Annotated in this window: 26 protein-coding genes and 1 other annotated feature (1 of these 27 cut by a window edge); of the genes, 20 read left to right on the top strand and 6 right to left on the bottom strand. The window is 36.4% G+C overall.

Features of this window, described 5'->3' with window-relative positions; all coding sequences use genetic code 11:
• The first annotated feature begins 15 nt into the window (after nt 1–15).
• From MHI22_RS05050 to MHI22_RS05025, 6 genes are all read left to right on the top strand, one after another.
• Nucleotides 16–1,491 carry a methyl-accepting chemotaxis protein gene (locus MHI22_RS05050; RefSeq protein ID WP_036117013.1) on the top strand — a complete coding sequence of 492 codons (1,476 nt, stop codon included), beginning with the start codon at nt 16–18 and terminating at the stop codon, nt 1,489–1,491.
• A 330-nt stretch (nt 1,492–1,821) separates the two neighbouring features.
• The gene (locus MHI22_RS05045; protein WP_036117011.1) at nt 1,822–2,295 is read left to right on the top strand and encodes a GNAT family N-acetyltransferase; all 474 of its coding nucleotides are present in this window, start codon (nt 1,822–1,824) and stop codon (nt 2,293–2,295) included.
• 46 nt (nt 2,296–2,341) lie between these two features.
• The gene (locus tag MHI22_RS05040) at nt 2,342–2,998 is read left to right on the top strand and encodes a hypothetical protein (RefSeq protein ID WP_340811190.1); all 657 of its coding nucleotides are present in this window, start codon (nt 2,342–2,344) and stop codon (nt 2,996–2,998) included.
• Between the two features lie 235 nt (nt 2,999–3,233).
• On the top strand, nt 3,234–3,980 hold the full coding sequence (locus MHI22_RS05035; RefSeq protein WP_371327984.1) for an SDR family oxidoreductase: 747 nt from the start codon (nt 3,234–3,236) through the stop codon (nt 3,978–3,980).
• 354 nt (nt 3,981–4,334) lie between these two features.
• The gene (locus MHI22_RS05030) at nt 4,335–5,210 is read left to right on the top strand and encodes a cation diffusion facilitator family transporter (RefSeq protein WP_340811189.1); all 876 of its coding nucleotides are present in this window, start codon (nt 4,335–4,337) and stop codon (nt 5,208–5,210) included.
• A 471-nt stretch (nt 5,211–5,681) separates the two neighbouring features.
• The gene (locus tag MHI22_RS05025) at nt 5,682–5,864 is read left to right on the top strand and encodes a hypothetical protein (protein WP_340811188.1); all 183 of its coding nucleotides are present in this window, start codon (nt 5,682–5,684) and stop codon (nt 5,862–5,864) included.
• A 360-nt stretch (nt 5,865–6,224) separates the two neighbouring features.
• Here MHI22_RS05025 and MHI22_RS05020 read toward each other — a convergent pair whose 3' ends face one another.
• From MHI22_RS05020 to MHI22_RS05005, 4 genes are all read right to left on the bottom strand, one after another.
• The gene (locus tag MHI22_RS05020) at nt 6,225–6,341 is read right to left on the bottom strand and encodes a YjcZ family sporulation protein (protein WP_082673696.1); all 117 of its coding nucleotides are present in this window, start codon (nt 6,339–6,341) and stop codon (nt 6,225–6,227) included.
• A gap of 138 nt (nt 6,342–6,479) precedes the next feature.
• Entirely contained in the window at nt 6,480–6,602 is a 123-nt protein-coding gene (locus tag MHI22_RS05015; RefSeq protein WP_340811187.1) for a hypothetical protein, read from the bottom strand.
• 229 nt (nt 6,603–6,831) lie between these two features.
• Nucleotides 6,832–6,966 carry a YrzO family protein gene (locus tag MHI22_RS05010; protein WP_080717008.1) on the bottom strand — a complete coding sequence of 45 codons (135 nt, stop codon included), beginning with the start codon at nt 6,964–6,966 and terminating at the stop codon, nt 6,832–6,834.
• 23 nt (nt 6,967–6,989) lie between these two features.
• On the bottom strand, nt 6,990–7,907 hold the full coding sequence (locus tag MHI22_RS05005; protein WP_445668845.1) for a DMT family transporter: 918 nt from the start codon (nt 7,905–7,907) through the stop codon (nt 6,990–6,992).
• A 185-nt stretch (nt 7,908–8,092) separates the two neighbouring features.
• Between MHI22_RS05005 and MHI22_RS05000 the strand changes: the two genes are divergently transcribed.
• From MHI22_RS05000 to MHI22_RS04970, 7 genes are all read left to right on the top strand, one after another.
• Entirely contained in the window at nt 8,093–8,944 is an 852-nt protein-coding gene (locus tag MHI22_RS05000) for a LysR family transcriptional regulator (protein ID WP_271910046.1), read from the top strand.
• Nucleotides 8,945–10,042: 1,098 nt separating this feature from the next.
• Nucleotides 10,043–10,279, top strand: coding sequence for a hypothetical protein (locus MHI22_RS04995; protein ID WP_036116996.1), 237 nt, complete (start codon nt 10,043–10,045; stop codon nt 10,277–10,279).
• A gap of 66 nt (nt 10,280–10,345) precedes the next feature.
• The gene (locus tag MHI22_RS04990; protein WP_058843688.1) at nt 10,346–11,113 is read left to right on the top strand and encodes a hypothetical protein; all 768 of its coding nucleotides are present in this window, start codon (nt 10,346–10,348) and stop codon (nt 11,111–11,113) included.
• A gap of 253 nt (nt 11,114–11,366) precedes the next feature.
• On the top strand, nt 11,367–11,732 hold the full coding sequence (locus MHI22_RS04985; protein WP_170829827.1) for a phage tail tube protein: 366 nt from the start codon (nt 11,367–11,369) through the stop codon (nt 11,730–11,732).
• 2 nt (nt 11,733–11,734) lie between these two features.
• Nucleotides 11,735–12,289 carry a M15 family metallopeptidase gene (locus MHI22_RS04980; RefSeq protein ID WP_036116908.1) on the top strand — a complete coding sequence of 185 codons (555 nt, stop codon included), beginning with the start codon at nt 11,735–11,737 and terminating at the stop codon, nt 12,287–12,289.
• A gap of 399 nt (nt 12,290–12,688) precedes the next feature.
• Nucleotides 12,689–13,342, top strand: a complete 654-nt coding sequence (locus MHI22_RS04975; RefSeq protein WP_089932753.1) for a DUF4258 domain-containing protein — start codon at nt 12,689–12,691, stop codon at nt 13,340–13,342.
• Between the two features lie 9 nt (nt 13,343–13,351).
• Nucleotides 13,352–13,774, top strand: coding sequence for a hypothetical protein (locus MHI22_RS04970; RefSeq protein WP_036116903.1), 423 nt, complete (start codon nt 13,352–13,354; stop codon nt 13,772–13,774).
• A gap of 106 nt (nt 13,775–13,880) precedes the next feature.
• Here MHI22_RS04970 and MHI22_RS04965 read toward each other — a convergent pair whose 3' ends face one another.
• Nucleotides 13,881–14,084 (bottom strand): hypothetical protein, encoded by a 204-nt coding sequence (locus tag MHI22_RS04965; protein WP_058843690.1) that lies wholly within the window; start codon nt 14,082–14,084, stop codon nt 13,881–13,883.
• Between the two features lie 664 nt (nt 14,085–14,748).
• On the opposite strand from MHI22_RS04965, the gene acnA reads away from it, so the two are divergent.
• On the top strand, nt 14,749–17,454 hold the full coding sequence (gene acnA, locus MHI22_RS04960; protein ID WP_036120887.1) for an aconitate hydratase AcnA: 2,706 nt from the start codon (nt 14,749–14,751) through the stop codon (nt 17,452–17,454).
• Between the two features lie 191 nt (nt 17,455–17,645).
• Complete coding sequence (locus tag MHI22_RS04955) at nt 17,646–19,136, top strand: S-layer homology domain-containing protein (RefSeq protein WP_058843691.1); 1,491 nt, start codon at nt 17,646–17,648, stop codon at nt 19,134–19,136.
• 280 nt (nt 19,137–19,416) lie between these two features.
• Here the strand turns inward: MHI22_RS04955 and MHI22_RS04950 are convergent, their stop codons facing one another.
• Entirely contained in the window at nt 19,417–20,001 is a 585-nt protein-coding gene (locus tag MHI22_RS04950; protein WP_036120893.1) for a DJ-1/PfpI family protein, read from the bottom strand.
• A 141-nt stretch (nt 20,002–20,142) separates the two neighbouring features.
• Here MHI22_RS04950 and MHI22_RS04945 point away from each other — a divergent pair, with 141 nt between their 5' ends.
• The 5 genes from MHI22_RS04945 (at nt 20,143) to MHI22_RS04925 (ending at nt 22,753) form a co-directional block, all read left to right on the top strand.
• Nucleotides 20,143–20,586 carry an Lrp/AsnC family transcriptional regulator gene (locus MHI22_RS04945; protein ID WP_036120896.1) on the top strand — a complete coding sequence of 148 codons (444 nt, stop codon included), beginning with the start codon at nt 20,143–20,145 and terminating at the stop codon, nt 20,584–20,586.
• A gap of 698 nt (nt 20,587–21,284) precedes the next feature.
• Nucleotides 21,285–21,932, top strand: coding sequence for a hypothetical protein (locus MHI22_RS04940; protein WP_340811185.1), 648 nt, complete (start codon nt 21,285–21,287; stop codon nt 21,930–21,932).
• 54 nt (nt 21,933–21,986) lie between these two features.
• On the top strand, nt 21,987–22,127 hold the full coding sequence (locus MHI22_RS04935) for a hypothetical protein (protein ID WP_340811183.1): 141 nt from the start codon (nt 21,987–21,989) through the stop codon (nt 22,125–22,127).
• A gap of 232 nt (nt 22,128–22,359) precedes the next feature.
• On the top strand, nt 22,360–22,563 hold the full coding sequence (locus tag MHI22_RS04930; RefSeq protein WP_230593787.1) for a DUF2785 domain-containing protein: 204 nt from the start codon (nt 22,360–22,362) through the stop codon (nt 22,561–22,563).
• 13 nt (nt 22,564–22,576) lie between these two features.
• Nucleotides 22,577–22,753 carry a hypothetical protein gene (locus tag MHI22_RS04925; RefSeq protein ID WP_340811181.1) on the top strand — a complete coding sequence of 59 codons (177 nt, stop codon included), beginning with the start codon at nt 22,577–22,579 and terminating at the stop codon, nt 22,751–22,753.
• Nucleotides 22,754–22,812: 59 nt separating this feature from the next.
• Nucleotides 22,813–22,972, top strand: a binding site (T-box leader) (it continues 79 nt past the right edge of the window).

Below are 22,972 nucleotides of genomic sequence, written 5' to 3'. Positions count from 1 at the left end.
TTTAGGGGGATAAAAATGGAGAATAAAATTCGTTACGACACACGGAAAGTCCACCGTGTCAATTTGGCTATCATCTCAATCTTAGCCATTTTAATTTGCGGACCAATGATTCTATCGAAAGGAATACATTTTTTATTTATTGGGCTTGCTGTCATTTCATTGGCAGTTTGTAATTATTTATTACCCATCAAAACGTATGTCAAAGGTTTTATCTTTGGCTTAATTCCATCAAGTGTTGTTTTTACACTATTTTTGCTTGATAGCTTTTCATTAAATAAGCATTATATTTTACTATGCACGGTGGCCATTATTGCCTTGTATTTTAAAAAAGAATTAATTGTCTTCTTTGGTATTCTAACAAATCTTAGCTTTTTCATTTTATATATGGTCAACTCGTCATCCTTGTTGGGCCCATTTGATGATATCATCGTCTTTGTAACACTTCTAGCGATTATGAATGGCGTGATTATTGTCTTTTATTTGCTGGCCAAATGGGGGAATGAGCTGATTGAACATGCAAAGGCGCAGCAAAATGAGGTACAAGCATCCTTCAATCAGTTACAAAATACCTTTCTTGAAATCGAAAAAAGCAGTCAGGCCTTGGATGAGCATGTCACGCAATTCCAGCAAACGATGCAAAGGATTTCAGGCTCTAGTAAACAAATATTGCTAGCGACAGAGGCTATTTCGGCAAGTATTCAGCAGGAAGCCTCTAGTCTGCAAGTGATTCATGGCACAATGGGCGATTCCGTCCATTTCGTGAATGAAACTTTGACCATATCAAAGGATACTGTAGGAAAATCAACTGAGCTGCAGCAGGAGGTTTTGGCAGGTTGGAACAAAATGCAGGAGGCGATGGCCCAGATGAGCGTGATGAGTGATGCGATGAGCTCAACTGCAGAAACTGTAAATGAGCTACAGCACAGCTTGCAAACGGTAGATAGCCTATTAAAGGGAATTACGCATATTGCAGAGCAGACCAATTTATTGGCATTGAACGCGGCCATAGAGGCGGCCAGAGCAGGGGAGCATGGTAAAGGATTTGCCGTAGTGGCAGATGAGGTACGCAAGCTAGCAGAGGAAAGCGCGGCGATTACCGTAAGTATTACAAATGTGACGAAAACCTTGTTTGAAAAATCAACAGCAGCACATCAACGTTCTGACGATGGTGAGAAAGCGTTACAGCATGGGGAACAATTGTTGCAGGAAGTCAGTCATTTCTTAAATGTCTTGAAGGATTCATTTGCTCAAACCAATACAGATTTAACTAGGGGAATGCATGAATTAAGCAGTGCGATTTCACAGTTCGAGACAATCCAAGTGCAAATTGAAAGACTTAATAAAATGACCGAGCAAAATGCTGAGTCCACTGGCGATATTTTACATTCAGTGGAAGATGAAAATCAGCTACTGGTGAGGATGACCGATACGACCAATCGCATTCAGACGTTAAGTGATACGTTAAAATCATTAGTGATGGCAAAGGTTTGATTGAATCATTGAAATTGAAATAAATGGTAGGGTAAAATGAGAATATGATTTAACATTGTAGATGGAGGGTATATAGATGTTATTCATCAGCATTGTTTTATCCATACCTGTTTATGGTTATTGTATATGGTGCTTATATAATCCAGAGGAAAGTTTTATTTTTTGAACGTTGGCGCTATAAAGAAACGCCAACGTTATCTGATTTGTAAATCAAATTCATACGTATTGGTAGCGTGTTTGCCAGGGTGATTGTAACGATTTATTTAATTGTAGTAGCACCTAATCCATTACCAATGTTACAGGATGAGTTGAAAATAGAGGAGGGATTCCATGAACATTCGTAGCTTAAAAAGTTCAGATTACTATATTTTATCTCCATTGATTAATGAGTGGTGGGGAGATAGGAATATGTCAGATAAGCTGCCCAAATTATTTTTTGATCATTTTACGAATACTAGCCTAATTATGGAAAAGGATGGCGAAATTATTGGCTTTCTTGTAGGGTTTTTATCGCAGGCCAACTCAAATGAAGCATTTATCCATTTTGTTGGGGTCCATCCTGATTACAGAAAACAGAATATTGCAAAAAGGTTGTACGACGTATTCTTTCATGTAGTGAAGCAATATCATCGAAATATTGTGAAATGTGTCACGTCACCTATAAATGAAATTTCGATAGCCTTTCATACGAATATGGGCTTTAGAATGGAAAAGGGTGACAAAGAGATGGATAAGGTGTCCGTCCACAGCAATTACGGTGGCGAAAATCAAGATCGTGTGTTGTTTTATAAGATTCTACCGTAATTAGCTTTACAGAACTTGCATATAGTCCCGAATAAGGGGGCTATAAATGTTTATCAAAAAGGTATTTACGTTATGGTTTCTACTAGCTGTTATTGTTTGTAGTGGATTTTTCCTTTTGGCGAATGCACCTATTCAATATGCTGAAAAATCCAATGTTTCAGTGTCACAGCCCAGCAATAATGAATTATTGGGTTATATTCAGCAATATCAATTTTTAATCAGTGAGATTTCCCATGCCCTGCGCAAAGAAAATTATAGCTTTCAATTAGATTACGGGGTTCTGCCTAATGACAAAATCGAACTTCTCGTGTCATTACCAGACAAGGCTGATACTAGCACCAAACAAAAAATAGAAGAAATTATGTTGAACGTGTTGAAAGAAAATAATTTAAATCCCGTTTTTTTTCAATTAACGTTAAAAAATCTTTACGAACCAGCAGAGCCTAGCTCAACGCGACTAAGCTATAATGATGTCCTAGCCAATCTATTTGAAGAAATGATTGACCAAAATTATGGCATCTTCAGTATCGATCATAGTATTACATCTGAGGAAATTCAGATAAGGATTAATTTAACACAAGAGAAAAATAACAGGATACAAAAGCAGGTTTATCAGCTAGCGGAAGACATGATTAAGAAACATCATTATGATGTAGAGCAATTTTCTATCGATGTTCAAAATAATATCAAAATTTTAGATTAAAGGGTTATGACAAAAGTTTTTTAAATGCAGATCATTGATTAGGAAAGAGCTGTATAGAAAAACTCTGGCATAAACAATCTATGAAATAAATAGTAGCACATCCCTCTTATATAGAGAGGAGAGCCTATTTAGGGTGAGGTTGTACGTTAATACTAAAGACTGAGCAGACCAGTTTGGTTATGCTCCTTTTTTATATCAACGAACACCTCTATATCCTATAAAATGGAGGTTAAGAATGATGAATAAAATAGCTATCGTTACAGGTGCAAGTCATCCAAGAGATATTGGTACAGCTATTTGCAGAAGATTGGCTGCGGATGGGGTAAATATTTTTTTCACACACTGGCAAGCTGATCCTGCTTGGATTGATGAATTCCAAATGGAGATAGAGAGTATGAGGGTCTCTTGTGAAGATATGACGATTGATTTATCAAATCCACTGGCAGCACAAACGATATGTCAGAAGGTTGTTGAAAAACTAGGCGTACCTTCCATTCTAGTAAATAATGCAGCTCATTCAGCACAAGATGGCTATTTAAAGTTAGATGCGCTAACACTCGACCAACATTACGCAGTCAATATGAGGTCAACCTTTCTTCTTTCTGTTGAATTTGCCCGACTGTGGAAAAAGGCCAATTTAAAAGCAGGCAGAATTATTAATATGACATCAGGTCAGGATTTAGGTCCGATGGTTGGGGAATTAGCCTATGTCTCGACGAAAGGAGCTATTTCAGCGTTTACAAGGTCCTTAGCTCAAGAACTCGCTCCCTTAGATATTACCGTAAATGCTGTCAATCCAGGGCCAACAGATTCTACTTGGATGAATGACGGCATTAGAACCCATCTGTTACCGAAATTTCCACTGGGTCGGATTGGTACGCCGGATGACGTGGCGAAAACCATTAGCTTTCTTGCAAGTGAAGAGGCTACATGGATAACTGGACAAATCATTCATTCAGAAGGTGGGTTTTTGCGAGGATAGAAAGTTGAGATTAAGAGTCTTGCTTAGGCATTGGGGCAGGCTCTTTGTATGTCAACAAATGACCTAACATAAAAAGGGTCACTCCCAAATATGGAAATGACCAAGTTTTGTAAGGTGTGTTCGTTGGAGGAAAAAATCTTAAAGAACAGATTCTATATTATTTTATTCGTTTAAAATAATAATTTCTAGGTTTTCAACCAGTGACTAAGCTTCTTCCTCAAGGCTGTATTTTTTCCCATAATCAACACTTTTATACTCCTCCTACTTATGTATAGTAAGGCAAAAAGGTTGCTGTAGACCCACTCGATGTTGAGTTGTTATTATAAAAATGTACGTAAGTGGGAGGTAAGTGAATTGGAAGCAGAAAGATATAATAATCTTAAATTAGGTGAGCGTGGCGCAATCATCAGTATTATTGCCTATATAGTTTTGTCCATCATAAAAGTTGCAATGGGATACATGACGGGTTCAGAAGCTTTGAAGGCAGATGGGCTAAATAATACGACCGATATTATTGCTTCTATTGCAGTACTTATAGGGCTAAAGCTTTCTCAAAAACCTGCAGACCATGATCATCGATACGGTCATTGGAAAAGTGAAACCATTGCATCGATGGTAGCTTCATTTATTATGATGGCCGTTGGTATTCAAGTATTAGTGGGTGCTTTTACGTCCATTTTTCAAGGTGGAAAAGAATCTCCAGATATGATCGCAGCCTATGTTGGGTTAGGATCAGCAGTGGTTATGTATGCTGTCTATCGTTACAATAAAAAATTGGCTGACAGGATAAACAGTAAAGCAGTCATGGCTGCCGCTAAAGATAATTTGTCAGACGCTTGGGTAAGTATTGGCACTGCTGTAGGGATTTTAGGATCACAACTACATATGCCTTGGTTGGATACGGTAACTGCTATAGTGGTAGGTTTCATCATTTGTAAAACAGCTTGGGACATCTTTAAAGAAGCTTCTCATGAACTTTCTGATGGATTTGATGAGAAAATTCTTCAAACATACAAAGATATTATTTTAAAAATAGAGGGAGTCAAAGGGCTAAAAGAAATCAGAGGAAGAAATTATGGTAACAACGAGGTGATAGACGTCGTCATTCTTGTAGATGCAAACTTAGATATAACGGAAGCTCACGATGTCGCGTCTGTTGTTGAAAAAAATATGGTTGAAGAACAAGGCGTTTATGAAGTGCATGTACATGTTGAACCCAAGGAAGCATAGTCGGGTATAGCAGTTACGATGAACATTCATCAAGTTTGAGGAGTTTTGGTACATTCCTGTCCAATTCAATAATAATTAAATTTGTAAGGATAAAATTTTATAATAGCACCTACAATTCAATTCGGGGCTTTTAGACTGTGGCAAATACAATGTTTGTCACAGTTTTTTCTTTTGATATCTTACTCTTCATTCTTTTGCGTAGTAGCATGTTGTTTTGGAGACAGTCTAAATGATATTCATAAGCTAATGGATATCTTTTAAATAAAAGACTGTCGAAATGATGAAGGTTAATGTAGTGTAAAGAGCTGTTAGAACACTTTGGAGTAGCAGAAGTAGTTGTTCGTTCTGCTTGAAATGGTAGAAACAGTGCATAGCATGTTTGAGACATACCTGTCAAAAAATATATGAGCAGTTGAGCTTGCTTTAGAAGGGGATTGTCTGATGAAGGCTACCACAATTAAGCAACCTTGAGTGAGCTTAATCACTCTTGGTGAGAAAAAATTGAAACATGTAGTAGGGCAACACCTTGATCCAATTGCTATCCAAGCTGGTAAAACAATGGACATAGGATATTGTGAATGTCCTCTAATTAAAAAAGCGCTTCAAAAGTATGGAATTGGAAATGCAAATTTACCAATGGGTCTTGTCATTTAACTTCTAAATCAGTTAAATGGTCATTGAATTCAGAAATAATTAGAGGTCGATGAACTGCACTTTGGTGATTTGAGGAGTGGTTGTTATGCATGGAAGCTGAATACAGTGAAAGTATTATCTAAGCCAGTGCTGACAAAAGGGAAGTTAAGCCTATAGGAATGAGATAAGGAAATAGTTGAAAGAAGTGTTCAGTAAACGAGTTGTGACAATATATGCAGGTGAAGAAAAGAAATTAATAAAAGGGTCACTGGGGTGGGGGAAGACCCTTTGATCATAATAAGTGTGTAGAAGGATGTTAGATAGCATTAGATTATGGTAGCTTAAAGAAGGCGTTTATGGATGTAGCCAATAATAAAGGTGTTACTTATGCATAAAACGAGCGCCAACAATAATTAAAAGAATAAATAGGACAACGATTAGTGCAAATGATAAATTATCATGTTTGCCATAGTCTGTACTATAAACTTCATTTCCCATATTAAATCTCCCCCTTTCTATAATCTAGAATATGTAGAGTTATAGATAGGAGAGATGCTATTCATCTAATTAATCATTCCTTCCTTTCGTAAAAAAATAATTTAATCACTCTATTAACCTATTTATGTATTAAAGTAATTACTTGTGTTTTTCAAGTTCTTCGATACGTTTTTCTAGCTTTTTAATCTTAGCATCAGCTGATGAAGCAAAAGCAAAAGAAGCTGATGCAAATAGAAAAGCTATTAAAGCAAAAGTATTCATCGGAAACCTCCTAATAATGATAAAGGAAAACTGTCTGCATTAATTTACGGATGAAACTGGCAAAGGTTTCAAATAGTTTAAAGGCGATGAATAAAGAAAAAGCCGCAGCGTTTGTATACGCCACAGCTCGAATTGGTTTATGCCCGTCGATGGCTTAGTCAGATACGCACTATAACACATTGAAGATACATAGTAATCACATTCCTAATAATGCCTTTATTAAACTTAATTATTTTCTAAGTACATCTTTTAATAGCTGTATCATTTCAGCCTGCTGTTCTATTTTTTTTCGACCATTTCGATTAATTGCAGCAAGCTCTAAGCCAATTGCAGCAGCAAAGAAGAATAATAAACTTTCATACATATAAAAACCTCCAAACGTTTAAATCAAATAACCTTACTCAACTGTTCCTTTAGTAAATTCTTCTGATGCGCGTTTTCTTCTTTACGCTGATATACATTGTTTCGCATGAGGGCAATAATAACAAGCAATGTCCCTGCAACATCAAAAATTGTTATTTTATATCCTTGGATCATCATAATGACTAATGTTGTGATTGGGACGAAGTTAATGAATAAAATTGCATTTACGGACGATAAAATTTTTACGCCATAGTTCCAACTAAGTAATGCCACAAAACCTGGTAATATCATCATGAATAATAAATCATACTTAACTACAGAAATCGTTCCTATGTTTGGCATAGACACATGCCCTTGGATTGTAAATAACACTGTTAAGAAACCTGTTACAATTGTTCCAAAAACACATGTCAATGTTGAATAGCGAAGGGTAGACCAATCACTAAATGATGCTCCACCCATCGTATAAATCACCCATCCAACAACACCAATGAGGATAAATGCGAGTGAAAACAGATTATGCTTAAGTGTAAGTAAGAAGCTTATATCACCTTTTGTAATGACAAAAATTGCACCAATAAAAGCAATAGCCATACTGATCATCATGTATTTCTTCGGTTTCACATGTTTAAATCCCCATAAAACGCCAATTGAAATCATCGGCATGAGCGCCTCCATAATAGAAGCTACCATAATACCTGATTTTCCCATTAACATTTGGCCATAGAAAATTAGCACATTATATACAGTAAAAGCCATCGTTCCGTAGAAGACTAGCAGCTTTCCTTTTCCTTCAAAATGAAATGCCTGTCTTCCTTCTTTTATCCATAAGAAAATGACTAGTATAATAGCTACTGCTCCATATCGTATAGTTGAAAAATAGAATGGATCTATGTAGGCCAAAGCATGATCCGCGACTGGAAACATTGCTCCCCATGACATACTTGCTATTAAACATGCCACTGCGCCTTTTAATAATTGAACATTTTTCACATTTATCACTCCGTATATCCCAATTCTTTTTAAATTCCGCAATAGCCATTATAAAAAAGAATATGCATCATGTATAATGATTGAAAACGATTAATAACATCATTTAAAATGATATTTTACAAGAGGAGCACTTAATGGAACTACGAGACTTGTTGATTTTTAAGAGCGTCGCAAATCACGGAAGTGTGAGCCATGCAGCAAAGGAATTAAATTATGTTCAATCTAATGTAACTGCGCGTATAAAGCTATTAGAAAAGGAGCTCAAAACATCGCTTTTTTACCGCCATAAAAAGGGGATGACATTAAATGCAGAAGGAAGAAAAATGCTAGTATATGTTAATAAAATTTTGCAGGATGTCGAAGAATTGAAACAAGTATTTTTAGATAGTGATTCACCAGCAGGTACTTTAAAAATTGGTACAGTTGAAACGGTGAATATATTGCCAAATATTCTTGCTTCTTATTACAAAGAGTGTCCCAATGTCGATTTAACACTGCAAGCTGGTTTAACTGAAGAACTCATTAAAGAAGTTACAGATCACCAATTAGACGGGGCTTTTATTACCGGGCCCATTAAACATCCACTTTTAGAACAATACGATGTATGTAATGAAGAACTCGTCCTTATAACCCCCAAAAAAACTTTTCATATAGAGGAATTTATGACTACACCAATTCTTATGTCAAATCAAGGTTGCGGTTATCGAGCGAAGCTAGAGCAGTGGCTTAAAGACGAGGGCTTACTCCCTAAAAGGATCATTGAATTTAACATATTAGAAACCATTTTAAAAAGTGTTGCAATTGGTCTAGGAGTTACGATTGTTCCGCGATCAACTGTTGAACATCTTTCTACTACAGGCAAGGTTTATTGTCATCCAATCCCAGATAAATACGGCATTATTTCAACCGTCTTTATACGACGGAAAGATGCATATATGACAAAATCGATGGAATATTTTTTGAAAAAAATTGTTAAGCACCAATAACTTTCACGGTTTGTTTTGACGTCCCGATACTGATTTAAATAGTGTCCTTCGAGTATTAGCGATTTTAAGGGCATTGAATCCAAAGTGAATGGCAAGATTTAAAAGATACAGGAGCAATTGGGAAAGAATAAATATAAAGAGCGCGTATATCCTTTTCGCCAGGTATTAATATTGCTGAAATAATGGTCCTTTGAAAGAATATTTTATTGCGTTAAAAGTACATTAAGGTTTTTCTATTTAAAGCTAGTCTCATTTTGTGGATATAACTCTAATTGAATTGTATTTTTATAAAAGTCAATAGACCTTTTCAAATTTTGTACAAACAATTCTAAACGCATATAAATTTCCATTTTCAAGCCCCGTAGATAAAAAATAGTTATATCAACGTGATAACGAGTTGAAATGATTGGTGTTATGAATGTTAATGTTACAAATTTTTTTATTATTCATCCCAAAGGACTGAATATATTCTCCGATTTAAGAGCTTTTATGTTACTTCACATTTTGAGGATAAAACAGGCTATGTGAATGAAAATTAATAATGAAATCGAATTATTGCATGAACGGCATCGTTTTTGAAAGAAATTGTACATTAAATGGGTTTCATGGTGGGGTTAGAAAATAATAAAGGGTCACGCTGCGAGTAGTGACCCTTTACTAGCATAGTTCTAGTGCAAACTTCAAAAGTACTAATTATATTTTAGTGAAACTACCTGTGTAGAGACGTATAATCAAACGCGTACCTTATGACCAATGTATTGGGCTCTTTCCAATTTAATTGATATGCCCCTTCTGAAAAGGGTCTATAGCCATCATCGGTATGTGTATTTATTAAATATTTACTCTATGATATCAAAGGGGTGGGGGAGTTTCAGCTCAATTCGTAGTCTTACAAAATGTATTACATGAAGGGCTACCTTTGTTGAATGAGTATGTCCCCATTTGAATTAAAAATGCATAAATGAATAACTAGTTGCAAATCCACGGGGTGAAGCTTTTCTACAAGAATCCAAGTACTAAGAAACAAATGAAAGAGGGATTTTTTCCCTAATTGGAGAATATAATACTAATAAGAAAATTTAAAGGGGTGACGAAAAAATGAATAACAATATTAAAGATGTGGAAAAAAAGCATAAATATAAAATCTATCCAAAATCAGAAAGACTAACAGTAGTCTTTTTATTTACATCCGTCCTAGTTTGGGGGTTTTATGATAGATTTACGACAGGTCATTGGGGAGTTCCAGCATATTTGATAATCATGACTTTTGTCTTTAATTTAATTGTTAGAAGTTATTATAGTAGAAAGGAAAAAAAAGGAGACGGAAAATTATAACTTTACATAAATACCTAATTAAGTTGGTGTAAAATAGTACCAAAAATACTATTATGAGGTGATGAAATGTTAAATTCAAAAAAAATAATTGCTAGTGCTCTTTGTTCAACTATGTTATTTGCAAGTAGCAGTGTATGTATTCCTAATGCATATGCCTCAGAAATTGCTCCAACAGAGTATAGGGTAGTAGATTCTGTAACTACGGATAGTTCGCTTAATTTTAATCTAGTTAATTCTTTAAATAATATTGATATTAATGTTGAATATACTGACGATGGTTTTGTAGTAAACTCACTCAATAACGGAAATGAAAAAAGTACTTTGATTTATAATAGTTCTACTGGTATTGCTACTTTAAATGGTAAAGATATTAATCTTGAGATAACTGAACCTGACTTTAATGCAGATACAAATTCAGATATGTCAGTTTATGCTACTGATTATGTTTATGTAGCTCCAGCCAGTCTTTCTTTTAAAGGTGTAGCTACATCATTTAGTGATGTAGCCACTTTAATGACAGGTGTAATTGTTATAGGTGCATGGTTAGGAGTAAAGCTTCCTAATAAATTAGTATCTGATAAAGTATCAAAAGCATTAGGCGCAATTGGTGTTACAGCTCTAATAGTAGAAAGACAGGTGAGCGGCACATGGAAAGCGGATTTGGTCAGAACAAAAGATAAATTTAATACTGGGTACCCAGGTTCTATAAATCAATATCAATACAAGTTTCGTTATCAAGATATTAATTCATCGCTAACAATTGGACCTTGGAAAATAGATTTTGCTGTTGATAATGTTGGCGATTGGTGGTTCCAAGATAAACCTATGAGATAAGAAACATTTATTTTTAAGAGCTCTGCACTAACTGAATATGACTGTTTAATGTATCATCTTATCGTAAAAAACCAGGCGCTCGAATGAGTACCTGGTTATTTTTCTATTTTAATACAGAATCATTTAACAAAACATTAAATTCGTCAACTTTACTGTTGTCTGAAATCTGTTGTTACGAGCGAAGTTGTAAACGTAACAGGGCTATATCTCAGCTCTATATCACAACGGTAGTAGCAGAGGGGAGGGCAATAAATTGGAACAAAAGAAACCAGTGATTCCGTTGAATCTTCAGTACTTTGCAGACACAACCATGCATGCTCGTGATGCTATTCATGGTGCACAAGGGAAAGCGTATGTGAGGGTTGAAGGAAAACGTTATTTATTTGCACAGCTAATCAACCTAGAGGCACGTATGGACAAAACCAAAACACAAGTCCCTATTATGGGTCGTGTAGCTAAAGGGAATAGATCAACAGGTGCAGAGTATCCAGAAAGTGCCACATTCTATTTCAATACATCTATTTTCCGTAAATTATTGAAGCGTTATAAAGACACTGGAGAAGATGGCACAAACAGCCTGCCGACTACTCTTTCAAGAGTGCTACAAGGCAGGTATTGACTTTGTTTTCATCACAGAAATATCGTAGCCAAGCTCGCCAAAACTATCTATATGAGCAAGGTAGAACAAGACCAGGGCAAGTAGTTACCTGGACACGAAATAGTAATCATACATCGCGTAGAGCTTGGGATATTGCTGTAGCACCGCCAAGAAATTTATATGATATTTCTACTCTTTCAAAGGTTGGGGCAATAGCTAAAAAATTAGGAATCACTAGGGGAGGCTATTGGCCTGTAGGTCAGTATGATGCACCTCATTTTGAAATTCCTACAACATGGAAGATGCCTGCAGGTTATAAATTTGAAGGACAAGTAATCGTGCCCTCAAGTAGTGCCATAAAGGTACAACTCATTGTAGAGGATACACAAAAACAAAAGGAGGATGATACTATGAAATTCACAAGCACAACCGCAAAAGCTGCAGTACGTGATTACATTCAACAAGCCGTAGACAAAAAGGTGATTGATAAGTCATGGCTTGAAAAATTCGATAATGGAACTATGACAAGTGGTGATTTTGAAGGATTGAAGATTATCATTGCACAACGTAGCGTTTAACAGCAAATGCCTGTTACCTTAATCGGTAATGGGCATTTCATAAAAATATTATAAGAATAGTAATGTAAATGATATGCCAATAGTCAAATTAGTGAACTTGTTATTAGCAATATTTTTTGTTTTTATTGAAAATGTCAAGCATAAAATGGAGTTAACGCTATAAATGTATATATAGCACTAAAAAAATATCGATACCACTAAAAAAAGATGGGAATAAGTGGCGTGATTTGGCGGACTTGACGAATTTCCTTTGAGTAGCGCTAAATTAATGGCGTTCACACCGTCAAAAAAGTGGCGTGAACATAATATTGAATTGGGGAAGTTACCAATGATAGGATAATAATTAACTCGAGGTAAGGATTTGCTAGTGAATCAAATACAAGTTTGAAGGGATAAATCATGAAACATACAAAAATTATTAGTATTTTACTAACATTTACTTTATTAATTAGCATTGTATTTCCATCAGCTGCCTCAGCAATGGAATTCACAGATAATGATCAAAATGAAAGTTTATATTCGGAAACTGAATTATTAGTTCCTCAACTAGATACAGAGGAATATAATAAATACATTTTAGATACTGAAAATTATATAAATGAGCATCCAGAATTTAAGGAACTATATGAATCATTTACCGATGTTGAAAGACAATATTTTTGGGATTCTATTAACACTGCACGAACTCCTTTTATGAATTCACTGGAATCTGAACAATTTATTGTTGCTCCGAGGGTCGCTCCGATTGTATGGTTCGTTGCAGCTACATGTGTTAAACTAGTTGTAAAACAAATTCCAAAAGCAACAGTGAAATTTTCTTCACACGCAGTTATACAGGCTAATGCACGTCAACTTTCTTCCAAACAAGTTGCTGATGCAATTGTAAATGGAAAAAAATTCATGGATAAACATACACGTGCTAGAGCTATTTATGATAAAGATCAAAATATTAATGTAGTGTTTATAGGGAATTCAAAAGAGGTTGTAACGGTTTACAAACCTGATAGTGGGGAAATCGCTAAGAAATTTATTAGTAGTAACTGGGGATGGTAAGATTTAATTATGGCAACCTTATACGATAGATCATTTGATGCATCAAAGACAAGTTTAGAAGTGGTTAATATAGAGAGTGATACTGTTTCCAGTAATATTTTGATTAAATTTAATTGTGGTGAACATCATTTAGATTTTAAGTTTTTGGTTTTACGAAGTGATCTTATAATGCTGCATACGCTGATATTAAATAATTGGGACGAATTATTGGAAGCAGAAGTATGGGACTCAACGGATCCATCTTTTTCATTTGCTATTTTAGCGAATAATAGTGACCTAATTGATGAACAGATTTATCAATTCCAATTTTGGATTGATGCAGGAGAATATAACTCTCATAGAGCTACTCGTTCCGGTATTGGTATTACAATTTATCAAGATAGAAAATCTATTGAACAATTTGCATTACAGATAAAAAAAGAATTTGATTAGGATTTAAAGCAAAGGCCAGGCGCTCATTCAACAATGAGTACCTGGTTTTTTTTATTTCCACAAATTAATTACTTAATAAAATACAAAAATAAATAAACCAAGACAGCTACATGCCATCTTGGTTTATTTTCATTTCTAATAATACTTGTTTACGTTCTAATATTAATTCCATGAGCTCGTCTAAATCTTCCTCTAAGGCGTGGTCTCTTATAAAGCTACGTGCTCCAGATCGTGCACTAAGATATTTAGCACGTTCTTTATTCTTCGCTTGCCAACGTTTATTCGCCTCAGTCTGCGGATTTTTCTTCATTAAATCCTCCTCTTTAATATAGTACGATGTCTTTAAAAAGAAGTACCTAAATTTTTCCGCAATTTACATTTAAAAAACACAAGTTGAAAAACTGTTGGTTAATCATATGAATGGTACCAGACGCTCAAATGTGCACCTGGTTTGTTTTTTATTAAAGCAGAACTGATTATCCAAGAAGAAACAAATTGTAAGGTATTGTCATATGTGTATATGTATATTATATAGTTATTAAAATAGTTGCATCATTTCTTTAATGTTTAATTATAAAGAAGTTAATAATCTAAAAGTAAAAGTTGTTGTATTGATTTTTTCTACTACTCATACGTGTCAGGATGAATTTTTATTTACTATTTATTCCTGCGGTACACTTTTTACAAAAAGTGTACCGCAGCTCGTACCGCAATCTGTACCACAGTTAAATACATTTAGATATGCTTCGTTAGATAGGTATAGAAACCCGCGTTAATACAAACCCTTGATATTATGCACATCAAAAAATTAAAAACATCAGGATAGAAATCAAGGTCATAAGTTATGCTTATCGAAAAAGATAATATTAATGTAATTTACTTATGAATATAAATGCGCTATCATGGGTATTGGAGAAAAGATGCTACACATTTTTAAAGCCTTTTCAAAAAGATATATTTAGGGGGATCCGCAAATGGCACAAGGTAATTTACACAACAGCCGTGCATCATTCGAAGTGAATGGTAAAACTTACAATTACTATGACTTAGCTGCGATTGAAAAAGCTGGCGTTGCAAAAGTTTCAAACCTTCCTTACTCAATTAAAGTGTTATTAGAATCTGTTTTACGTCAATATGATGCGTATGTAATTAAAGAAGAACATGTAAACGAATTAGCAAAATGGGGCAATGGTGCTGACCCTGAAGCAGAAGTACCATTCAAACCATCCCGCGTTGTATTACAAGACTTTACTGGTGTACCAGTAGTTGTTGACCTTGCATCACTTCGTTCTGCAATGAAGGAAATGGGCGGTGACCCAAGCAAAATCAACCCTGCTATTCCAGTTGACCTTGTAATTGACCACTCAGTACAAGTTGACAAATACGGTAATGCATCTGCACTGCAAGCAAACATGGACCTTGAGTTTGAACGTAACGCTGAGCGTTATAACTTCTTAAAATGGGCTCAAACTGCTTACAATAACTTCCGTGCTGTACCACCAGCAACAGGTATCGTTCACCAAGTAAACTTAGAGTACTTAGCTCCAGTTGTACACGTAAATGAAAATGCTGACGGCACATTCGAAACTTTCCCAGATTCAGTAGTAGGTACTGACTCTCATACAACAATGATCAACGGTATCGGCGTTCTTGGATGGGGCGTAGGTGGTATTGAAGCTGAAGCAGGTATGCTTGGTCAGCCTTCATACTTCCCAATTCCAGAAGTTATCGGTGTTAAATTAGTTGGCGATCTTCCAAACGGAACAACGGCTACTGACTTAGCATTAAAAGTAACACAAGTATTACGTCAACGTGGCGTAGTTGGTAAATTCGTTGAGTTCTTCGGACCTGGCGTATCTAAATTACCACTAGCTGACCGTGCGACAATCTCAAACATGGCTCCTGAATATGGTGCTACATGTGGTTACTTCGCAATCGATGAAGAATCATTAAACTACATGCGTTTAACTGGTCGTGACGAAGAGCACATCGCGGTTGTTGAAGCTTACCTTAAAGCAAACCACATGTTCTTCGATCCAGCATTAGAGCCAGTTTACACTGATGTTTTAGAAGTAAACTTAGCTGAAATCGAACCAAACCTTTCTGGTCCAAAACGTCCACAAGACTTAATTCCACTATCTCAAATGCGTTCTCGTTACAAAGAAGCAGTGGTGGCACCACAAGGTACACAAGGTTTCGGTTTAACAGAAGATGAATTCGCAAAAACTTCTGTAGCGAAATTCGCTGAAGGCGATGTAGAAATTCCAACAGGTGCTGTTGCAATTGCAGCGATCACTTCTTGTACAAATACATCTAACCCATACGTATTAATTGCTGCGGGCTTAGTGGCGAAAAAAGCTGTAGAAAAAGGTCTAACAGTGCCTAAATGGGTAAAAACTTCTTTAGCACCAGGTTCTAAAGTTGTAACTGGTTACCTTGAAGATTCAGGTTTACAAACGTACCTTGATACAATCGGCTTCAACACTGTAGGTTATGGTTGTACAACATGTATCGGTAACTCAGGTCCATTACTTCCTGAAATCGAAGATGCAATTAAAGCAAATGACTTATTCGTAACTTCTGTACTTTCTGGTAACCGTAACTTTGAAGGTCGTGTACACCCACTTGTAAAAGCTAACTACTTAGCTTCTCCACCACTTGTTGTTGCTTATGCACTTGCTGGTACAGTGGATATCGATCTACAAAAAGATTCATTCGGTAAAGACAAAGATGGTAATGAAGTATTCTTCGCGGATATTTGGCCATCAACAGAAGAAGTTAATGCAGTATTAAGTACTGTTGTTAACCGTGAGTTATTCCAAAAAGAATACGAAACAGTATTCACAGCGAACGAAAAATGGAATGCAATTGAAACATCAACTGAGTCTCTATACACATTTGATGATAAATCAACTTACATCCAAAACCCACCATTCTTCCAAGGTCTTGCAAAAGAGCCAGAAGCAATCCAAGGCTTAGACGGCTTACGCATTATGGCGAAGTTCGGTGACTCAATCACAACTGACCATATTTCTCCAGCTGGTGCAATCGGTAAAGATACACCTGCAGGTAAATATTTAATTGAAAACGGTGTTGCAATCCGTGACTTCAACTCTTACGGTTCTCGTCGTGGTAACCACGAAGTAATGATGCGTGGTACATTTGCAAACATCCGTATCCGTAACCAAGTGGCTCCTGGTACAGAAGGTGGATTCACTACTTACTGGCCAACAGGCGAAGTAGAGTATATCTATGACGCATGTATGAAATACCAAGAGCAAGGTACTGGCTTAGTCGTACTTGCTGGTAATGACTACGGTATGGGTTCTTCTCGTGACTGGGCTGCGAAAGGTACATTCCTACTTGGCGTGAAAACTGTTATCGCACAATCTTACGAGCGTATCCACCGTTCTAACTTAGTAATGATGGGTGTTCTTCCACTTCAATTTATGCCAGGTGAATCTGCTGAGACACTAGGCTTAACTGGTAAAGAAGAAATCTCTGTTAACATTACTGACAACGTAAAACCACGTGAAATCTTAACAGTAACTGCTAAATCTGAAGACGGCACAGTTAAAACTTTCCAAGCTTTAGCTCGTTTCGACTCAGAAGTAGAAGTAGACTACTACCGTCACGGTGGTATCCTACAAATGGTTCTACGCGCAAAAGCTGCTGAGTAATCATCATCATAAAAACCGATCTCTTAGGAGGTCGGTTTTTTTATATGGAGGATAAAAATTAGATCGAACCAAATGACGGATATATTGGATAATTATATTTTAATTTCCAACTAACCTAGCATTTTCCCAAATCTTTAGATAAAATTAATATGTAAGCATTACATTTTACATAAATGGGGGGACGATTAATTATGACAAAGAAAAAACATAAGCTTTATACGGCGGCAACAGCTGCAATGGCGGTTACAGCTGTTGCAGTAGTACCTGTTTCGGCTGCTAGTCCATTTTCAGATGTGAGCGAAGATCATGCATATTTTAACGGTATTTCCACATTACATGCAGCAGATATTATTCATGGTTTTCCAGATGGTACATTTAAGCCCTCACAGGACGTAACACGTGGACAGGCGGCAAAGATGATAGCAAGTGCTTTTCAATTAACAACAACGGATTTGACTGTAGAAAATCCGAATTTCAAGGATGTTGACTCATCTAGCCCATACTATAAGGCGATAGTTACACTAGTAAATCTTGGGGTTGTACAAGGCTATGAGGATGATACATTCCGTCCAGATGACACGATTACACGTGGTCAAATGGCGATAATGGTAGCAGAGGCAGCAGGTTTAACAGCGAAAGGCAAAAGCCCATTTACTGATGTACAGCAAAATAGTCCATTTGCAGAGGCAGTAACAGCACTGTATGAGGCAGGCGTTGCGAAGGGGGTTTCTGCCACAGAATTTGGTGTAGATAAAAATGTTACGCGTGGTCAGTTAGCAACATTTATCGTCAACGCATTAGACTTACCTGTGGATACACAGCCTATACCGGAAGAAAAAGGGGAAGACCCTAAAGGGGAGCAGGTAAAGGAAGAACAGTCTACTACAACAAAAAATAGTGCTTTGTTAGAGGAAGTATTTACTAAAACAGTAGCCAAGCAAAAAGAGCTAAAAAGCATGAAGGCTACCATGACCATCTCTCAGTCAGTGGAGGCAAACGATGGCAAGGAAACCATGAAAATGGATTCTAAAGGCAACATGAAGATGGAAATTGTTACAGAGCCGATGCAATTCTTTGCTGATGGTACAATGTCGCTAACAGATCCAACAAGTGGTGAAGCGATTAATTTGCCGATTAAAATGTATATGACGGCTAAAGATGGTATGTATATGTATGAGGCAGAGCAAAAGGCTTGGGTAAAGTTCCCGAAACAATTATTTGAGGATGTACTTAGCCAAACAGGGATACAGCCAGATGCAACAGAACAATTGGAGATGCTACAAGCATTTGCTGAAGATTTCACATTAGTTGAAACAGCAAACCGTTATGAATTAACACTAAAGGGTGCTGGGGATAAATTCACAGAGCTAGTGAAGCAGCAGCTTGGCGCAATGAATTTAGGAATGGATGCTGATCTAGAGGCACAATTAGGTAACATGTCCTTTGATAGTCTCACATATAAATTATTGATTAATAAAGAAACATTTGATGTAGAAGAAATTGCTATGGATATGACCTTAAAGATGAAAGTGGAAGGCAATTCGATCAAAACAAGACAGCAAACTACAATTAAATATCATGATTTCAATGCGGTAACAACGATTACGATTCCAAAAGATGTGCTAGACAACGCGAAGGAAATGGATTTTAACACATCAGAAACAGCACCATTAGAAAAATAATAGCAATAAAGTAAAAAGTAGGGTTACATCATAATATTTGGTGTAAGCCTGCTTTTTATCCTGCTGTAAATCATGTTTAAACGATGTTTACTAACTCAAAACTGGTAGTCAGTGCCTTAGCGGTTCGTGATTGACACCTATATATTGATCCTTAATCAGAACTATATCATTAGTTTCAAGAAGTAAAGAGTTAGGAGTGAAGTTATTACAATCAATATCAGAAAACAAATGTACATAATGAAGCTGTCCAAAATGAACTCTTTTGGACAGCTTTATAAAATTATTTAAAGCCCATTAAATCCTTTACTTTCAATGTATTATCAGGTGATGTTAGCATTTCAAGTAAGCCAAATGCGACATCGAATGCAGTGCCTGGGTTCGAAGATGTAATAATGTGCTCTGTGTAGACAATTCGTTCATTAGCAACATTTGCACCATAGGATTGAAGCTGCTCTAATCGTTTACTTGTTGGATGATTATAAGTTGTCGCCTTCTTATTTTGTAGAATACCGCTATGCCCTAATATTAGGGAGGCTACACAGATTGTTGCAATAGGCTTTTTCTGTTCATCAAAATGACGCACAACTGTTTGAAATTCCTCGCTAAAGGCATCTTCGTAAAAGCCTGCTTCCTCAAAGCCCCCTGGGATTGCTAAAGCATCAAAATCCTTTAAATCAATTTCATGCAGCAATTTTTCAGGAATGACGCTAAAATTCCATGTACATTGCAATTGTTTATGTAACCCGACTGTAATGACTTCTGTTGATTCATCGCCTTCCCATTTATTCCAGCCAAGCACATCTGTAAAAACACTGGCTTCCACGGCCTCGAAGCCATTTGCTAAAAGTAATAATATTTTTTTCATATTGATTCTGCCTCCTTTATTGCTTTTATTGTAATCAAAAGAGCTGAATGTTAACAGAAGCTGTATAATGTATTTTGGATAAAAAACTTTATTTGAAAAGGTATTATAGAAAAAATAATTGATTTAGAAAGGTGAAGGACCATGGATCAAATTGATATACAAATATTACAGCAATTACAGCACAATGCAAAAATCTCGATGAAGGAATTAGCAGCAATTGTTCATTTATCTTCTCCCGCTGTTATTGAACGGGTCAAAAAGCTGGAGGAACAAGGTGTGATTGAAGGGTATCATGCAAGGGTGAATTTGAAAAAGATGGAGCGCACTATTGAGGCCATTATTTTATTTAAATCCATTGATTGTAAAAGCCTCTCTGCATTTTGTAAGGCTCATCCTGATGTCTTGGCGTGCTATCGAGTGGCGGGGGAAATTAGCTATATTGTCAAACTAGCGACTTATTCAGTAGAAACATTAGAGCAGTTTATTGATGCAGCTATGCCCTATGGTACACCTTCTACCAATATCGTGTTATCTTCAACGGAAAAAAAGGTTATTAGCCCGTTTGCTGACAATGATTTAGAATAAATGACAAAAAAAGCAAACCTCGAAGCTATGAGCACCGTTTATAGGAAAGAGAGGGCTCATTTACGAACTAGAAAGAATAATGGAACAGCATACAGAGAGGCTTATTCGTCTTGCCTTTTACTATGGAAGAGATTGACAAAGTGCAGAAGATATCGTGCAGGATGTCTTAATTAAATTTTATGATAACCAACAAAACTATGAGGAACGTGGCGAGCTAAAGGCTTATTTATCGAAGCATCGAGGCAAAGATTTACGCAGTTGGGCCTATTGCAAAATTCAAGTACAACAGAAGCTTTTTGCAAAGCAAACTACCACTAGAAGGATATACTTGTACAGCAAGACGAACGCATTTTGATTGAAAATGTGATTCTAGCACTCCTATTCAAGCAGCGTGAGGTCATTTTTAAAACAATGTCTGTGGTGGATATAATTATCTGTAGATGAATTGGTGCAAAAACATAGCAATGGTACACGTTTTCCTTTAGTGGATGTCCCAAAACGCTATCAAAGTACAATATAGCCAGGTGATTGGGAACAATGCCTCTCAACCTCTCATCGATTTTCCTAGAGATGAAAATAGTGGAGGAACTTCAATAAAAGGAAGCTAGATATTCAACGTTTTAGAATGTCTAGCCTTTTCTGTACAATTGGATTAAAATACAATAGTTGTAACATTTTTCTATGCAGGAGGTGTTGAATTGGTATTTGCTCTATTAGATAATGCGACAGCCTTTTTCCTAAGCTTACCTCTTCTACTGATTTATTTAAAAAGTATACCGCAGGAAGAATCCTTATGGCGGTGGTCGATGCCTTTATGGTTGTTGAATTACAATGTCATTCGATATTTTGTCTCGGATGGCGAGATTTTTTGGGTTGTCCTTTGTTGGCAGTTATTATTTTTATGGCCAATAAGTCTAGCAATATATATTCATTTATACAATAAGGAAAAGCAGTGGGCGTTTTACATAGGATTAAAGAAAAAGCATGTACTCATTGTGGCTTCATTGATGTTGCTATTTGGGGGAGCTCTCATCTATTCACTTCATCAGGCAAATGAGCAAGTGATTGTTTTTCATCAGGAGGTCATGGAAGAACTTGAGATCAGTTCAGATCGACAGCATTATTTAATGTATAATGCGAATGCACCTTTTACACTTCTTGGTGTAGCGGATGACATAGCTGAGGTACGCAGAGGTCGGGTTTATGCAGCTACTTTCCCCTGGAGCAGCAAGGTGATTGTGCACCTAGATAATTGGCAAAAGGAATTGACCTATGTCCGTTTTTATAATGGATGGAAGCTGGATGGGCTATACCGAGAAAGTAGTACGGAGTATCACAATGAATAAGCAAAGTGGAATTAGCCAGTTGTATTGAAGGAAGATGAATTAAAGGCTAGATTAATGGCATTGAAAAAGGGTCAGGCTACTTGGCAGCAAGAGCATCAACAGCAGCTTTTGCATGCCATGCTAGCACATATCGGTTCTACTGAAGTGAGCTACGAGATACATGGATTTAGGTCAGCTTTTATGAATGGATTTTAGAAAAAAACTTGCTGAATCATCGTTGCTTCATTGAACTTTGGGATTACAGCTTAAACCATTTATTATTCAAAGGAATCTGATTGGGTTTTTTACTCACTCGTTTACAATCTTATTGCTCGCACTTATTTTAGCTAGGGATCTACACAGATATTTGTTTATCTAAGGATAGCATGAGGCTTGTCAAACGAAGTTACGAACTTACATATCATCTGAAAAGGATGTAAGAAGCTATGTGCTTGGCAAAGGATGGGCACATAGTGTGGCACATGTATCGGATGCTATTGATGAACTAGTGAAAAATCCTAAAATGAATGGATCAGCCTATGTCGCTATGTTACATGCACTTTGGTCTTTCTATTTACAACCTGCTTATGTATTTATTCATGATGAGGAGGAAAGGTTGTTAGTCCCGATTTTCGCTATGTTGGAAAAATGAAATCATCCAAATATTGCAGCAAACACTGTCAACAGTAGCCACATTAAAGGGGCAATTGGATGAAGTAAACTTTTATATCGGGCTATTTAATGTCAAAATATTGCTGAAGAGCTTTATTCAAACCAATCCGCAATCTCAATATATGACTCTCCATCAAAGCATTGCCACTTGTCTCAATGAAATTTTTTAAGGTTGTCCACTGTTGACAGACAATTGGTAATTTGTTACGATGAGTGACAATAAGAGCATACAAATTCGTTGATGAGAAAGAGTAGTGTTTCATTTTGTTCTACAGAGAGCCGACATTTGGTGGAAGTCGGTGTGCAGGTGTTACATGAAAATCCTCTCTGAGAAGATTGGCTGAATAGAGTAAGCCAATCCGGGTGTCTACCGTTAAAAAGAACACGTA

The organism is Lysinibacillus sp. FSL L8-0312, assembly GCF_038003285.1.
Classification (GTDB): Bacteria; Bacillota; Bacilli; order Bacillales_A; family Planococcaceae; genus Lysinibacillus; species Lysinibacillus fusiformis_D.
Note: the sequence above shows the minus strand (reverse complement) of the source record. Positions and strands in the feature narration are given on the sequence as shown.